The sequence below is a fragment of the Amycolatopsis alkalitolerans genome (genome assembly GCF_006152065.1).
Classification (GTDB): domain Bacteria; phylum Actinomycetota; class Actinomycetes; order Mycobacteriales; family Pseudonocardiaceae; genus Amycolatopsis_E; species Amycolatopsis_E alkalitolerans.
In genome coordinates this window covers 71,492-86,558 of sequence record NZ_VDFW01000014.1, presented here as the reverse complement: position 1 = coordinate 86,558, position 15,067 = coordinate 71,492, and the positions used below count along the sequence as shown (strand labels likewise).

Here is a 15,067-nt window from a genome sequence, read left to right as displayed (position 1 = left end):
CGTCACTCCGCGCGGCCCGAAAACGCTCCCAGCGTGTTTGCCGCCCGCGTCGCTGAGTTTGCCGGACATGACGGTGATTTGGCCGTCGCCGGGTGCGCGGGCACCCCGAACGGCAAACACGCCGACGTGGCGGGCCAACTCAGCGACCTGGCGGGCAAACACGCCGGGTGTCGAGCGCGGGGACGCGAAGTCAGGGCACGGCAGGCGTCGGGCCGGGGCGGGTCGGCAGGCCCGCCGCCACCCACGCCCGGAAACCGCCGTCGAGGTCCGTCGCCCGCAGGCCGAGGCGCAACAGGTCGGCGGCGGCGAGGCTCGAGGCGTAACCCTCGTTGCACACCACGACGACCGGCCGGTCGGCGTGCACCCCGGGCAGGCGGTGCGTACCGGCCGGGTCGAGGCGCCATTCCAGACGGATACGTTCGACTGGGACCGAGCCGGGGATCTCGCCCTCGGCCGCGCGGTCGGCCGACGGCCTGATGTCCACGATCAGCGCGCCCGTTTCCTGCAGCGCCCGCGCCCCCGCCGGGCCGACCCGGTCCAGCCGGGCGCGGGCCTCCGCGAGGATCTCGTCGATCGTCATCGTTCGAGTATGGCCGCCGGCGGCGAACAGGTGGAGTCCACAGTAGACGCGACGGCGGCTGGCGTGCTCACACAGCGCATCGTTCCAGGGCGCGCCGCTACGCCTGGTGACGTCTCACGATCTGGTACGGGCCCGCTGCCACGAAGGCAGCCTACGACCACCACAATGGGCTCGTGAGCGAGACGGACAACCTTGACGACCTCGTGGTGCGGATGTCGGGCGTGGGGGTCCGCCGTAACCGCAACGATCTGCTCGCGGGCCTGGATTGGGCCGTCGAGCTGGACGAACGCTGGGTGGTGCTCGGCCCGAACGGGGCGGGCAAGACGACGTTGCTGCGCCTGGCGGCCGCCGAGTTGCATCCCACGGTGGGCACCGTGGACCTGCTGGGCGAGCGCATCGGCAAGGTCAGCGTCTTCGAACTGCGGCCGCGCATCGGCTTCACCTCCGGCGCGTTCGCGAACCGTGTCCCCGGCGAGGAACTCGTGCGTGATGTGGTGGTCAGCGCGGGGTACGCGGTCGTCGGCCGCTGGCGCGAGGAGTACGACACGATCGACACCGACCGTGCGCTGGAACTGCTCGCGGCGATGGGTGTGACGTATCTCGCGGACCGCACGTTCGGCACCCTGTCCGAGGGCGAGCGCAAGCGGGTGCTGATCGCCCGCGCGCTGATGACAGACCCGGAGATGCTCCTGCTCGACGAGCCGGCCGCAGGTCTGGACCTGGGCGGCCGCGAGGACCTGGTGGCGCGGTTGTCCGCGCTGGCACTGGATCCCGACGCCCCGGCCACCGTGCTGGTGACGCATCACGTCGAGGAGATCCCGCCCGGGTTCACGCACGCGCTCCTGCTCCGCGACGGCCGCGCGGTGGTGGCCGGGCTGATCGAGGATGTGCTGACGGCGGAGAACCTGTCGAAGACCTTCGATCAGGACCTGCTGCTCGAACGCTCGGGCGACCGGTTCTTCGCGCGACGGCGGTAGGGTACCGGCCAGTAGCAATCCGACCTGAAGTAGGCCGACCTGATCAACGGGAGGTCGACCTACGCAAGGCAGATCGGCGTGGCTGCCGGTCGGATTGGTACCGATCAACACAGCGCAAGTTCGAGGAGGATGCCAGCGTGGGCGAGTTCGTACGGCTCGAGGTGGACGGCGGTATCGGCACGATCCGGCTCGAGCGGCCGCCGGTCAACGCCATCAACAACCAGGTACAGGTGGAGCTGGGCGAGGTGGCGAAGGAGGCGACCGGCCGGGCCGACGTCCGCGCGGTGATCCTCTACGGCGGCGAGAAGACCTTCTGCGGTGGCGCCGACGTGAAGGAGATGGCCGCCCGGTCGTACGCGGAGATGCGCTCCTTCGGGACCGCTCTGCAGAACACCGTCGCCTCGGTGGCCACGATCCCGAAGCCGGTCGTCGCCGCGATCACCGGGTACGCGCTCGGCGGCGGGCTGGAGCTGGCGCTGGCCGCGGACCGGCGGATCGCCGGCGACAACGTCAAGGTCGGTCAGCCCGAGATCCTGCTCGGCATCATCCCGGGCGCCGGCGGTACGCAGCGGCTCGCCCGGCTGGCCGGTCCGAGCAAGGCCAAGGATCTCGTGTTCACCGGCCGGTTCGCGGGTGCGGAAGAGGCGCTGGGCCTGGGCATCGTGGACGAACTGGTCGGCGCGGACGACGTGTACGCGACCGCGCGCAAGTGGGCGGCGCAGTTCGTGAACGGGCCGGCGGTCGCGCTGGCGAACGCGAAGGCCGCGATCGACGGCGGTCTCGACGGCGACGTCGCCAGCGGGCTCAAACTGGAGACGTACCTGTTCACCTCGCTGTGGGCGACCGAGGACCAGAAGAACGGGATGCGGTCGTTCATCGACAACGGTCCCGGCAAGGCCACCTTCGAGGGGAAATGACGACGTGACGGACCCCGCGCCGAACCCGCACGCCACGGCCGAGCAGGTCAGGGCGGCCTACGACGACCCGAAGCTGGCCAACGTCCTGTACCACGACTGGGAAGCGGGCACGTACGACGAGAAATGGTCGATCTCGTACGACGAGCGCTGCATCTCCTACGCCACCGACGTGTTCAACGCCGCCGCGGGCGAAGAGGGGCAGCCGTACCCGACGGCGATGGAGCTGGGCAGCGGCACCGGGTTCTTCCTGCTGAACCTCATGCAGGGCGGGGTGATCAAGAAGGGTTCGGTCACCGACCTGTCGCCGGGCATGGTGCGGGTGGCGCTGCGCAACGCCGAGAAGCTGGGCCTCGACGTCGACGGCCGGGTCGCCGACGCGGAGCGGATCCCGTACCCGGACGACACGTTCGACCTCGTCGTCGGGCACGCGGTGCTGCACCACATCCCGGACGTGCCCGCCGCGTTCGCCGAGGTGCTGCGGGTGCTCAAACCGGGCGGGCGGTTCGTGTTCGCCGGTGAGCCGACGAAGATCGGCGACTTCTACGCCCGCAAGCTGGGCCAGTTCACCTGGTGGCTGACCACGAACGTGACCAAACTCGGCCCGCTTTCGGCCTGGCGCCGCCCGCAGGAAGAGCTCGACGAGTCCTCGCGCGCGGCAGCGCTGGAAGCCGTGGTCGACATCCACACGTTCGACCCCGGCGACCTGGAGCGGATGGCGCGCGGGGCCGGGGCGCGGGAGGTTCGCGCGGTCACCGAGGAGTTCGCCGCCGCGCTGGCCGGCTGGCCGATCCGCACGTTCGAGGCCGCGGTACCGGCCGAGAAGCTGACGGTGCGCTGGCGGCTGTTCGCGTACCACCTGTGGCTGCGGCTTTCCGCGCTGGACAAGAAGCTGCTGGCGAAGGTGCTGCCGCGCGAGCTGTTCTACAACGTGATGATCACGGGCACCAAGCGGCCGTAGGTGGCGTACGCGTTCTCACCCGAAGACGTCGCGTTCCTGCGCTCGGCCGAGGACGTCCTGGCCGAGTGCGCCGCGCTCGACCCCACGCGGATCGCGGATGTCGAGGCCGCGCGGCGGATCGCCGGTGAGCGGGCCGCGGCGGTGCTGGAGACCGTGGCGTTGCGCCGGAAGGCCCGGGGGAAGCTGGACCCCGGGGGCTGGCTGTTCACCGGCGACGCGCTCCAGCAGGCGAGCGCGTCGGCGGTGGCCCGGCACCGCGCCTCGCGCTTGGCCGGGCGCGACGTGCACGACGTCACCTGCTCCATCGGCGCCGACCTCGCGGAACTGGCGAAGGTCGCGCGCCGGGCGGTGGGGTCCGATGTGGACAGTGTGCGGCTCGCCATGGCCCGGCACAACTGCCCGGACGTGCCGTTGGTGCGGGCGGACGCTTTGCGTCCGGTGACCCGGGATGCGGTGGTCGTCGCCGATCCGGCCCGCCGCGACGCGCGCGGGCGGCGGTGGCGACCGGAGGATTTCGCCCCGCCGTTGGGCCGGCTCGCCGAGGTCTACGCCGGGCGCGAGCTGGCGGTCAAGGTGTCCCCGGGGCTGGATTTCGCTTCGCTGACCTGGGCGGACGAGGTCGAACTGGTGTCGTTCGACGGGCAGGTGCGGGAGGCCTGCCTGTGGACCGGTGGGCTGGCGACGGACGCCCGCCGCGCGACGGTCCTGCGTTCCGGGGGACCGTCGTGGACGATCACTTCGGCCGAACCCGACGATATCGGGGCCGGTGAGCCGGGCCAGTGGATCATTGACCCCGACGGTGCGGTGGTGCGGGCCGGGCTGGTCAAGCACTACGGCGCGCGGCACGGGCTGTGGCAGCTCGACGAGCGCATCGCGTACCTCACCGGCGACGAGCCGCCGCCCGGGTTGCGCGCGTTCCGGATTCTCGAACATGGTCCGTATCAGGAAAAGTCCTTACGTTCCTTGCTGAAGCGCTATGAGATCGGGCGGCTGGAGATCCTCGTCCGCGGTCTGGACCTCGACCCGGACGCCCTGCGCAGGCGGCTCAAACCGCGCGGCCCGCGCGAGGCCACGGTCGTGCTCACCCGCATCGGCCGCTCCCCGCACGCCTTCCTATGCACCCCCACCCACCCCTAGCCGCCGAGATGTTTGCCTGTGCGGTCGGCGAGTTTGCCCGTTGTGGTGGTGAGTTGGCTGGTCCGGTGCCCGAGTTTGCCCTCGGCTGCAGGGATGGGCCAACTCGGTGACGCCCCGCGCCAACTCGGCGGCGCCAGGGGCCATCTCGATGTACTGGCAAGCAAACACACCCGCGCGTAAAGACAACAAGATCACGAGACACTACGCGTTCGAGGAGCTGTCGGAGTCGATCAGGATCTGGCCGTTGACCGTGCTCAGCGTCAGCCGGTGCAGTTCGCGATAGTGGATGCCGTCCTGCACGAAGTCGAGTACGGACTCGACGGTGGTCGGGCCGGTCTGGTGCGGTGCCACCGCGACCTCGAACTTCGACATCCCGCCCCAGTACCGCAGGTAGTAGGCGTGCCCGACGTTCTGCTGCATCGCCGGGCTCAGCTTGGTCCAGCCGACCGTGGTCCCACCGGGCATCATCGCGTAGTAGTCCCTGACGAACTGGACGTAGTCGACCGTGCCGGCGGAGGGCGCCGACGACGTCGGCGGCGGTGTGGCCGAGGATGACGAGGCCGGGGCGTGGGTCGGGCTGGCTGTGGGCTGTCGTGCCGCCGAGCTCGGCTGCGGTGCCGGCGGCGACGCGGTCTGCGCGTCGGATCGGTTGTTGAGCAGCAGCACCGCGCCGACCACCGCGGCGGCGAGCACGACGGCGGCGGCCGAGGACCACAGGACTGCGCGGTTCCGGCGCCGCTCGGTGGCGGGCACCGCGAGCTTCTCGAGTTCCGCGGCGACTTCGGCCATGGCCGGCCGTTCGCTCGGCGTCAGCCGCATCATCCGGTCCAGCAGGCCGGTCAGCGGCCCGGCCTGCTGCGGCGGGGTGAAGCGCCCGGCCGCGGCGGCGTACAGCAAGGCCATCTGGTTTTCGGTGTCGCCGTAGGGAAAGCGGCCCTCGACGATCGCGTACAGCGTCGCGCCGAGGGAGAAGACGTCCGAAGCCGCGGTGGGCTTCTCGCCGCGCGCGGCCTCGGGCGAGAGGAACGCGGGCGTGCCCGCGAAGCTGCCGCTGCCGGTCAAGGTCCCGTCATCAGCGGCGTGTGAGATGCCGAAGTCGGTGATCTTCGCGGTGCCGTCCTCACCGAGCAGGATGTTGCCGGGCTTCACGTCGCGGTGCACGATCCCGGCGGCGTGGGCGGCGGCGAGCGCGGACGCGGCGTGCGCGCCGATCCGTGCGACCTCCGCCGGCGGCAGCGCGCCACGCGCGGCACGCACCTCGGCGAGACTCTGCGACGGCAGGTACTCCATCACCAGGACGGGCATCCCGTCGTCGTCGGCGACGTCGAAGACCGTGATGGCGTACCGGTGCTGCAACCGCGCGGCGAGCCGGGCCTCACGCGCCGAGCGTTTGCGCGCCTGTTCGGCCTCCTTCTCGCTCAACCCCGCGGCGAGCACGAGCTGTTTGACCGCGACGGTCCGGTCGAGCAGTTCGTCGTCGGCGAGCCACACCACCCCCATCGCTCCGCCGCCGATGCGGCGCTCCAGCCGGTAGCGGCCGGCGATCAGACGTCTTTCGTGGTCCGTCCCCATCACCCAGTCAGGTTACGGCCTCGCGTGTGACCAGGTTCTCCAGGCCGTCGAGGACTCGCGCGAGTCCGAATTCGAAGAGCGCGTCGAGGTCGAAGTCGATGTCGTGCGCGACGAGTTCGCGGAACGCGGGCAGCTCCGATTCACCGAGAATCCGAGGTAGCACGTCGTGCTGGGTGTCCATCCATTCGTCCGGGCCGAGGCCGGTGTCCTGCTCGGCCCGCGCCTCGGCCTCCAGGCTCATCGCCATACCGCGCACGAAGCCGAACACCGTCAGGTACGCGTAGAGCTTGGCCGTCGGCGGCAGGCCGGCCAGCGCCCGCAGCGACCATTCGGTGTGCTTGACCGCGTTCGGCAGGACCTGCGGCCTGGTGATCGAGATCGCGGGCGCGAGCCAGGTGTGCTTGCGGTAGAGCCGCCACTGCAGCCGGCTGGAGAGCTCCAGCCGTTCGCGCCAGCCCGGCGGCGCTGTCTCGGGCAGGCTCTCCTCGGCGGTCGCGGCGTCGACCATCAGCACGACGAGCTCTTCCTTGCCGGGGATGTGCCGGTACAGCGACATCGTCGCGACGCCCAGCCCGGTCGCGATACGCCGCATCGACACCGTCGAGAGCCCCTCGGCGTCGGCGATTTCGATGGCGGCGCGGACGATGCGCTCGCGGGTCAGGTCGTGGCCCGGCTCGGCACGCTGCACCCGCCGCCCGTCCGCGACGACCGTGCCGACGCCCTGCACCGCGCGCACCAGACCTTGCTGCCGCAGGGTCGACAACGCCTTCGTCGCGGTCGCCATCGCGACGCCCCACTCCTGGGTCAGCTGGCGCGTCGAGGGCACGCGGTCGCCCGGCCGCAGCTCGCCGGACGCGATCCTCCGCTGCAGTTCCGCGACGATCCTGGCGTACGGGTGCGTCATTTCCCGGCCTCTCGGTGTACTAGTGCGCTCTATCAACTTACCACACTTAATAAGTGGTGCACTAGGAAGCTTTACGCCGTACTCGTAGTGTTTGTACGATGTACGCATGATGAGCGTACTGATCTCCGGAGCAAGCGTTGCCGGACCGGCGCTGGCCTACTGGCTGCGCCGCCACGGCTTCACCGTGACCGTCGTCGAGCGGGCACCGAGGCTGCGAGAGGGCGGGCAGGCGGTCGACCTGCGCGGCTCGGCCCGCGAGGTGATCGAGCGCATGGGCCTGCTGGACGAGGTCCGTGCCCACCACACCGGCGTCGTCGGGATGAGCGCGGTCGACCGGGAGAACCGGCGGCTGTGGAACTGGGGAAGTGAGCTGAGCGGCCATTCCGGCGGCATCATCGCGGACCTCGAAATCCTGCGCGCCGACCTCGGGCGGATCCTGTTCGACGCCTCGCGTGAAGGCGTCGAGTACCTCTTCGACGACTCGATCACCGCGCTGCGCGAGCACCCCGACGGGGTGGACGTGACGTTCGCCGGCGGGATGTCGCGCACCTTCGATCTCGTCGTCGGCGCGGACGGGTTGCACTCGAACGTGCGGCGCCTGGCCTTCGGACCTGAGCCGGATTTCGTGCGGGACCAGGGGTTTTACAAAGCCATCTTCGCGACGGAAGCGGACATACCGCTCGCCGGCTGGCAGTTGATGTACGTGATGCCCGGGCGGCGGCGGGCGAGCCTCTACCCGGTGCGGGGCGGGCGGACGCGCGGTATGTTCTTCTTCGCCGGTCCAGAGATCGACTACGACCGCCGCGATGTTACGTCCCAGAAACACCTCGTCGCCGGGGCGATGGCCGGCCAGGGCTGGCAGGTGCCGCGGATGCTCGAATCCATGTGGGAGACAACGGATTTCTACTTCGACCGGGAGTCACTGGTCACCATCGACCACTGGTCGAGAGGCCGGGTGGCGTTGCTGGGCGACGCGGCGTTCGGCGGTTCGGTCGGGATGGGCACGAGCATGGCGGTGGTCGGCGCGTATGTGCTCGCGGGCGAACTCGCGGCGGCCGGCGGTGATCACGTGCGGGCGTTCGCGCGTTACCGGCAGGTGCTGTCGGGTTACGTCGAGGCGAACAAGAAACCCATGCCAGGCGGGAAAAACTTGTTCCTGCCGAAGGGACGGGCGATGATCTGGGCAGGCAACCAGATGACGAAACTGATGCTCGCCGGGCCGTGGCGATCCGTGCTGACCGGCGATCTGCAGGGGAAGGCCGCCCGTGTCACACTGGGAGATTACGCCGATCCAGCCAAGCTGGTGGACGGACGGCGCCGGAAAGAGGATGCTCGACAGTAAGAGGTTTCCGGCTCGCGCGTCCACTAAGGACTGTCGCTTCGGGAGGTGCTGATGGCTGGCGTTGACTCTCGCGAGGACCTTGGTCCACTCCGCACGGATTTCGACCGGTCCTGGCGCGGGTACGACGCGCGCCAGGTGCGGGAGTACGTGGAGCGGGTCGAGGCCGACCTGCGGCTGCTGGTCGCGGATCGCGACGCGGCCGCCGCGAGCGCCGAGAACCTCGCGCGGCAGCTGGAAGAACTGCGCAGCGAGAACGACCGGCTGCGCGCCAAGATCGACCGGATCAGCCGGGTCCCGATCGAGGCGGACGGGCTGTCCGACCGGCTGTTCCGGATGGTCGACCTGGCCGAGGAGGAGGCCACCGAGATCACCGAACGGGCGCGGGCGGCGGCCGAGCGCAGCTGGGCGGCGGCCGAGCAGGCCGGGCAACGTATGCGTGAGCGGCACGAACGCCTGGTCGCGGAGGTGGAGGCGCGGCGGACAGAGGCGGCCGCCGAGCATGAGGAGCAGGTCCGGCGCACGCGGGCGGAGATCGAGGAGCTGACCGGCGAGGCGGCCCAGCAGCGGCAGCGGCTGGACGAGCAGGCCGCGCGGCGCCGCGATCGGGCCGAGAAGGACTTCGCCGAGGCGATGCGGGTCCGCCGCGAGGACGCGACGGCGGCGATCGCCGAGCAGGACAAACAGGCGGCGGCCGAGCGGGAGCGGCTGACCGCCGAGGCCCAGAAGAACGCGCGCGAACTGCTCGAAGAGGCACAACGTGCGGCCGATTCGGTCGATGCGCAGCGCGGCCGCACGATCGGTGAGCTGCACGCGATCCAGAAGCTGCTCGCCGAAGCGGCCCCGATGCTCGAGGTCGAACCCCCGTCCCCGGACGGCATCGTGCCCGCACCCCGGAAGGAACCGGCCAAAGCCCCCAGCTGACCCCGCGAGTTGGGCTTTGGGTGCGGGTGAGTTGGGCTTCCGGCGCGCGCCGTGTCCGTGAGAGCCGGATTCACCGGTCGTGAGTTCCGACTCGCGCTGGGTAGTGGTTATCGTCGGGGGAGCCCGACGAGGGGAGCACGCATGATCGAGGCCGACTACGTCACGACCGACCCCGACCTGCTGGAGGCATACCGCCACGACAGGGCCAGTTTCGTGACCGCCGGCCGGCCGGTCGCCCTCGCGAGGCCGAAGGAGACCGCCGAGGTCGTGCGCATCCTCCGGTACGCGCACGAACGCCGGATTCCCGTCGTCCCGCAAGGCGCGCGCAGCGGGATGTCCGGCGGGGCCACGGCGGTCGAGGGCGCGATCCTGCTGTCGCTCGAACGGATGGACCGGATCCTCGCCGTCGACGAGGTCAACCACACCGCGACCGCGCAGCCTGGCGTGATCAACTCCGTGTTGTCCGCCGCGGCCGCCGAGAAGGGCCTGTACTACCCGCCGGATCCCGGCTCGTGGGAGATCTCCACGATCGGCGGAAACGTGGCCACCAACGCGGGCGGGCTCTGCTGCGTCAAATACGGCGTGACCAGCGATTTCGTCCGTGAGCTGGAGGTCGTGCTCGCGGACGGGCGGATCCTGCGCACCGGCCGCCGCACCGCGAAGGGCGTCGCGGGCTACGACCTTGTGCACCTGTTCACCGGATCCGAGGGCACGCTCGGCGTGGTCACCGAGGTGACGGTCGCGCTCCGGCCCGCGGCCGAGAAGCCGTTGACCGCGGTCGCGTTCTTCGCCGCCCCGGCCGTGGCGTGCGAGGTCGTCAGCGAGTACCTGAGCAGCGGATGGCGGCCCTCGGTGCTGGAGTTGATGGACAAGGCGTGTGTCGACGCCGTGTCCGCCTACCGCGACCTCGGCTTCCCCGAAGACGTCGGCGCGGTTCTCATCGCGCAGTCCGACCGGGGCCCGGCCGCGGCCGACGATCTCGACGCGTTCGCGAAGATCGCTCGCGACCACGGGGCGATGGACGTGTTCGTCGCGACCGACCACGCCGAGGCCGAACTGTTGATCGAGGCGCGGCGGCTGGTCGGGATCGCGCTGGAGAAGCTCGGCGACCGGCTGACCGATGACGTGTGCGTGCCCAGGTCGCGGCTCGCGGAACTGGTCGAAGGGGTCGCCGCGATCGGGCGCGAGCACGGCGTGCAGGTGCCCTGCTGCGGGCACGCCGGTGACGGCAACATGCACCCCGTGGTCATCTTCGACGCCGCCGACCCGGATTCGGTGCGGCGCGGGCAGGCGGCTTTCGACGCGATCATGGCGCTGGGCCTGCGGCTCGGCGGCACGATCACCGGCGAGCATGGCGTCGGCACGCTCAAGCAGCCGTGGCTCGAGACCGAGTTGGGCGAGGTCGGGCTGTCGGTGCACCAGGCGGTCAAGCAGGCCTTCGACCCGCGCGGCATCCTCAATCCTGGCAAAGTGATCCGCCGGACGCCATCCTGAACGCATGGAGACAGCACTGTGGCACCCGTTTTCGGACATGGCGGCCGTACGCGAGGGCGAGTTCGTCGTCGAGCGCGGTGAAGACGTCTGGGTTCACGACACCGACGGCAACCGGTACCTCGACGCCACGGCCAGCCTGTGGTACGTGAACGTCGGCCACGGGCGGGCGGAGATCGCCGAAGCCGCGGCCGATCAGATGCGCAAGCTCGCCGGCTACTCGATCTTCGGCGATTTCACGAACGAACCCGCCCGCGCGCTCGCCGCCCGGATCGCGGGGCTCGCGCCGATGCCGGACGCCAAGGTCTTCTTCACCACCGGCGGCGGCGAGGCCATCGATTCGGCGGTCAAGATCGCCCGCCGTTACCACGACGCGCAGGGCGAGTCCTCTCGCGTCCACGTGATCAGCCGGGTGAACTCCTACCACGGCACCAACGGGATCGGCACCGGTGTGGCGGGCATCGAGGCCAACCGCAGCGGCTTCGGCGAGATCCTGCCGTCGTCCTCGCGCGTGCCGTTCGATTCGGTCGACGCGCTGCGTGCCGAGATCCTGCGGGTGGGGCCGGAGAAGGTCGCGGCCTTCCTGTTCGAGCCGGTGATCGGCGCCGGCGGGGTGCTGCTGCCGCCCGAGGGGTACGTGCGGGACGTGATCGAGGTCTGCCACGAGTACGGGGTGCTCGTCATCGCGGACGCGGTGATCTGCGGGTTCGGCCGGCTCGGCACGTGGTTCGGCGTCGAGCGCTGGGACGCGGTGCCCGATCTGATCACCTTCGCGAAGGGCGTGACGAGCGGGTACCTGCCGCTCGGTGGCGTCGTGGCGCACGGCCGGGTAGCCGAGCCGTTCTGGTCGCGGGCCGGCAACCCGCTGCGGCACGGCAGCACGTACTCCGGTCATCCGGCCTGCTGCGCCGCCGGTCTGGTCAATATCGACCTGCTCGAACGCGACGGGCTCGTCGAGCGCGGCCGCACGATGGAGGGCGTGCTCGAATCGGCCTTGCGCCCGCTCGAATCGCATGAGCTCGTCGCCGAGGTCCGGGCCGGGATCGGTCTGCTCGGCGCGGTCGAGCTGTCCCCGGACCTGCTGCGGCGGCTGCCTTCGGCGGTGGCCGACCTGCAGGTGCTGGTGCGCCAGCGCGGGGTGCTGCTGCGGCCGCTCGGCAAGGCGCTCGCTGTCTCGCCGCCGCTGACGATCCAGGCCGAGCAGCTCGAGGAGATCGGCGACGCGTTCGCGGCCGGGCTGGACGAGCTTGCCCGCAAGCTGTGAGAGGTCCTATTTGGACGACCGGTTTGCCCGGATCACGGATTCTCCTGCGGAATCGGATCGCCTCAGCGTAGATTCTGCGCTGTGAACGGCGATTCCTCCGTCGTGGGCCGGGTAGGCGAGCTGGTCCATGCGACCCGGGGCCCAGACGGTCCCGGCGAGGTGCGGGTGCGGATTCGCGGTGGCACGGAGATCTATCTGGCCTGGTCCGAGGAACCGCTCCCACCGGGCACTGCGGTGCTCGTCGTCGGATCGCGTGGTGCGCGGACCGTCGATGTCGTGCCCTGGTCGGATCTTCCCGGCGCTCATTGACGAGGAGACTGCGAAAACATGTTCGGCTATCACGTGCCCGCGCCCGACGAGGCGATGCTGATCTCGGGTGGCAAAGGCGGCCGGAGCGATACCCCGTTCCGGGTGGTGACGGGGCACGGCAGTTTCGTCATGCCGTTCTTCCGGAAAGTCCGCTTCCTCACGCTCGCGATGTGTGAGGCCGAGGTGGCCGAGGCGTGCGTGACGAAGCAGGGCATCGCGCTCAACGTGCGTGCCGTGATCGCGTTCAAGGTCGGCAACGACGAGGAGAGCATCGTCAACGCCGGGCAGCGCTTCCTGTCCGATCAGGACCAGATGTCGGTACTGACCGGCCGAATCTTCGCCGGGCACCTGCGTTCGATCGTCGGCTCGATGACGGTCGAGGAGATCGTCACCGAACGGCAGAAGCTGGCCACCGAGGTGCTCGACGGGTCCAAGTCCGAAATGGCGAAGATCGGGCTTACCGTCGACTCGCTCCAGATCCAGTCGATAGATGACATGAAGCTCGGCTACATCGCGGCGATGGCGGCCCCGCACAACGCGGCGATCCAGCGGCAGGCGCAGATCGCGCAGGCGCAGGCGAACCAGGCGGCGGCCGAGGCGGAGCAGGAGTCGCAGCGGCGCCAGGCCGAGTACGCGCGGCAGACCGCGATCGTGCAGGCGCAGTACAAGGCGGAGGTCGACCGGGCGCAGGCGGAGGCTTCGCAGGCCGGGCCGCTCGCGCAGGCGCAGTCGCAGCGCGAGGTGATCGCGATGCAGACGGAACTGGCGCAGCGCGAGGCGGAGTTGCGGCAGCAGCAGCTCGTCGCGGAGGTGGTCAAGCCGGCCGACGCGGAGGCGGAGCGCGTGCGGATCCTCGCGCAGGCCGAGGCGGAGAAGATGCGCATCCAGGCCGAGGCGGCGGCGTCGAACAACCGCGTCGCGCTCGACCGGATGCTCATCGACCAGCTGCCGCAGATCGTCAAGGAGGCGGCGCACGGCCTGTCCGGCGCGAACGTCAACATCCTCAACGGCGCCGACGGGCTGGGCGAGCTGGCGTCCGGGCTGGTCGGTCAGGGGCTGGCGATCCTCGATTCGGTGAAGAAAGGCCTGTCCGACAAGCCTGCCCGGGCCGAGGAGGATGAACGAGCCATCGGCGCCTGACCACGTGTTCAGCGGGGCTTGAGCCGCGCCGCCGCCAGCTCCTTGGCGGCGGCGAGCGGGGTGGTGTCCGCGGCGAGGAGGGCCGCGACGGTGTCGCCGATCGCCTCGACGCGGGCCATCGCCTCGTCGTGGCTGAGCGCTTCGATCTCGCGGCCGAGCGTGTAGACGACCCCGCCCGCGCTCGCCACGAAATCCGGGATCCACACGATTCCCTTCGCGGCCAGCTCATCCGCGACCGCGTCAGTGGTGAGCTGGTTGTTGGCGGGGCCGACCACGAGCCGGGCGTTGATCTCCGTGTCCGGGCCCAGTACTCCGCCGACGGCCGCCGGGACGAGGACGTCCGCCTTGGTGGTGAACGCTTTCTCTGGCGGGACCCATTCGAACCGGTCATCCCGTTTGGACTCGTCTACATCAGACACGAGGATCCGCGCTCCGGGCAATCCTTGTGCGATAAGGGAACCCACTGAGCCCATCCCGCTGATGACCACGGTGAGACCGTCCGTGCCGGTGCCGAAGAGGTGCCGGACCCCGGCTCGTAGCGCGGCGAGTACCCCGACCGCGGTGGGGATGCTCGACGTGCCGGTGCCGCCGTACTCCTCCGGCAGGCAGAACGCATGTGGAGTCCGCTGCCGCAGTACCACCATGTCCGCCGGACCGGTGCCGACGTCCGGCCCTGCCAGGTACGAACCATCGAATGATTGGATGAATTCACCGAGGTCCTCGAGCGCCGCCTGCCGCAGGGCTGGGGTCAGTGGTGTCTCCCCGTCGAGCGCGAGCACGCTTTTCGCGCCACCAAAGGGCAATCCGGCGGCCGCGCATTTGCAGGTCATCGCCTCGGACAGGCGTAGCGCGTCTTCCAGACCGTCGCGCCAGCCGGGATACCGGCGCAGCCGCACGCCTCCGACCGCCGGTCCGAGCGCTCGTGAATGTATCGCGATGATCATCGTCAGGCCCGACCGCCGCCCCCGGCGGATCGTCACTTCCTCATGCTCCATGCGTGAAACGCTAGCCTGGTGACCAAGAAAACAGGCTTGACGCCGAACATCATTCGGCAATTGAGGGGTGAGCTCGGCCATGGACGAACTTGATTCGGCGATCGTCCGGAATCTGCAAGAGGATGCGCGGCAGTCCAACCGTGACGTCGCCCGCAAGCTCGGCATCGCGCCGTCGACCTGCCTCGAGCGCACCCGCCTGCTGCGGGAGCGCGGCGTGATCCGGGGGTATCACGCGGAAGTCGATCTGCCCTCGCTGAACCGGGGCGTGCAGGCGATGGTCGCGGTGCAGGTCCGGCCGCTGAGCCGACGCGTCGTCGAATCATTCGAACATTCGGTGGCCGCGCTGCCCGAGGTCCTGTCGATGTACACGATGGCGGGCAGTGACGACTTCCTCGTGCACGTGACGGCGCAGGACATCGATCACCTGCACGCGTTCCTGCTCGACCGGTTCACCAGCCGCCGCGAGATCGTCGGGTTCCGCACCTCGATCATCTACCAGCACCTGCGCAAACCGGTGCTGGAACCGTTGCCGGATCACTGACTGGAACACCGGCCGTCTG

At 70.1% G+C, this 15,067-nt stretch carries 15 protein-coding genes; 11 read left to right on the top strand and 4 right to left on the bottom strand.

Translation table 11 applies throughout. The annotated features are described in order from the left end of the window. Positions 1–190 precede the first annotated feature (190 nt). Positions 191–580, bottom strand: a complete 390-nt coding sequence (locus tag FG385_RS17440; protein ID WP_139097801.1) for a rhodanese-like domain-containing protein — start codon at positions 578–580, stop codon at positions 191–193. Positions 581–792: 212 nt separating this feature from the next. Between FG385_RS17440 and FG385_RS17435 the strand changes: the two genes are divergently transcribed. The 4 genes from FG385_RS17435 to FG385_RS17420 all read left to right on the top strand — a co-directional run bounded on the left by FG385_RS17435 (position 793) and on the right by FG385_RS17420 (position 4,569). Beyond that, positions 793–1,557 carry an ABC transporter ATP-binding protein gene (locus tag FG385_RS17435; protein ID WP_139097872.1) on the top strand — a complete coding sequence of 255 codons (765 nt, stop codon included), beginning with the start codon at positions 793–795 and terminating at the stop codon, positions 1,555–1,557. A 137-nt stretch (positions 1,558–1,694) separates the two neighbouring features. Then, positions 1,695–2,474, top strand: coding sequence for an enoyl-CoA hydratase/isomerase family protein (locus tag FG385_RS17430; protein WP_139097800.1), 780 nt, complete (start codon positions 1,695–1,697; stop codon positions 2,472–2,474). A 4-nt stretch (positions 2,475–2,478) separates the two neighbouring features. Further along, on the top strand, positions 2,479–3,432 hold the full coding sequence (locus FG385_RS17425) for a class I SAM-dependent methyltransferase (RefSeq protein WP_139097799.1): 954 nt from the start codon (positions 2,479–2,481) through the stop codon (positions 3,430–3,432). Then, on the top strand, positions 3,433–4,569 hold the full coding sequence (locus FG385_RS17420) for a THUMP-like domain-containing protein (protein ID WP_139097798.1): 1,137 nt from the start codon (positions 3,433–3,435) through the stop codon (positions 4,567–4,569). A 201-nt stretch (positions 4,570–4,770) separates the two neighbouring features. Here the strand turns inward: FG385_RS17420 and FG385_RS17415 are convergent, their stop codons facing one another. Together FG385_RS17415 and FG385_RS17410 are read right to left on the bottom strand one after the other, a co-directional pair. Then, positions 4,771–6,141, bottom strand: coding sequence for a serine/threonine-protein kinase (locus tag FG385_RS17415; RefSeq protein ID WP_139097871.1), 1,371 nt, complete (start codon positions 6,139–6,141; stop codon positions 4,771–4,773). Between the two features lie 7 nt (positions 6,142–6,148). After that, entirely contained in the window at positions 6,149–7,045 is an 897-nt protein-coding gene (locus tag FG385_RS17410; RefSeq protein ID WP_139097797.1) for a GntR family transcriptional regulator, read from the bottom strand. 106 nt (positions 7,046–7,151) lie between these two features. Here FG385_RS17410 and FG385_RS17405 point away from each other — a divergent pair, with 106 nt between their 5' ends. The 6 genes from FG385_RS17405 (at position 7,152) to FG385_RS17380 (ending at position 13,512) form a co-directional block, all read left to right on the top strand. Continuing rightward, the gene (locus FG385_RS17405; RefSeq protein WP_139097796.1) at positions 7,152–8,387 is read left to right on the top strand and encodes an FAD-dependent monooxygenase; all 1,236 of its coding nucleotides are present in this window, start codon (positions 7,152–7,154) and stop codon (positions 8,385–8,387) included. A gap of 51 nt (positions 8,388–8,438) precedes the next feature. Beyond that, entirely contained in the window at positions 8,439–9,308 is an 870-nt protein-coding gene (locus tag FG385_RS17400) for a DivIVA domain-containing protein (protein ID WP_139097795.1), read from the top strand. Positions 9,309–9,449: 141 nt separating this feature from the next. Beyond that, complete coding sequence (locus FG385_RS17395) at positions 9,450–10,802, top strand: FAD-binding oxidoreductase (protein ID WP_139097794.1); 1,353 nt, start codon at positions 9,450–9,452, stop codon at positions 10,800–10,802. 4 nt (positions 10,803–10,806) lie between these two features. Beyond that, the gene (locus FG385_RS17390; protein ID WP_139097793.1) at positions 10,807–12,063 is read left to right on the top strand and encodes an aminotransferase family protein; all 1,257 of its coding nucleotides are present in this window, start codon (positions 10,807–10,809) and stop codon (positions 12,061–12,063) included. A gap of 81 nt (positions 12,064–12,144) precedes the next feature. Continuing rightward, positions 12,145–12,372, top strand: a complete 228-nt coding sequence (locus tag FG385_RS17385) for an NfeD family protein (protein WP_139097792.1) — start codon at positions 12,145–12,147, stop codon at positions 12,370–12,372. A gap of 18 nt (positions 12,373–12,390) precedes the next feature. Further along, positions 12,391–13,512, top strand: a complete 1,122-nt coding sequence (locus tag FG385_RS17380; RefSeq protein WP_139097791.1) for an SPFH domain-containing protein — start codon at positions 12,391–12,393, stop codon at positions 13,510–13,512. An 8-nt stretch (positions 13,513–13,520) separates the two neighbouring features. On the opposite strand, the gene FG385_RS17375 is transcribed toward FG385_RS17380, so the two are convergent. Further along, positions 13,521–14,507, bottom strand: coding sequence for a Glu/Leu/Phe/Val dehydrogenase dimerization domain-containing protein (locus FG385_RS17375; RefSeq protein ID WP_139097790.1), 987 nt, complete (start codon positions 14,505–14,507; stop codon positions 13,521–13,523). Positions 14,508–14,586: 79 nt separating this feature from the next. On the opposite strand from FG385_RS17375, the gene FG385_RS17370 reads away from it, so the two are divergent. After that, positions 14,587–15,048 carry an Lrp/AsnC family transcriptional regulator gene (locus FG385_RS17370; RefSeq protein WP_139097789.1) on the top strand — a complete coding sequence of 154 codons (462 nt, stop codon included), beginning with the start codon at positions 14,587–14,589 and terminating at the stop codon, positions 15,046–15,048. The last annotated feature ends 19 nt before the right edge of the window (positions 15,049–15,067 follow it).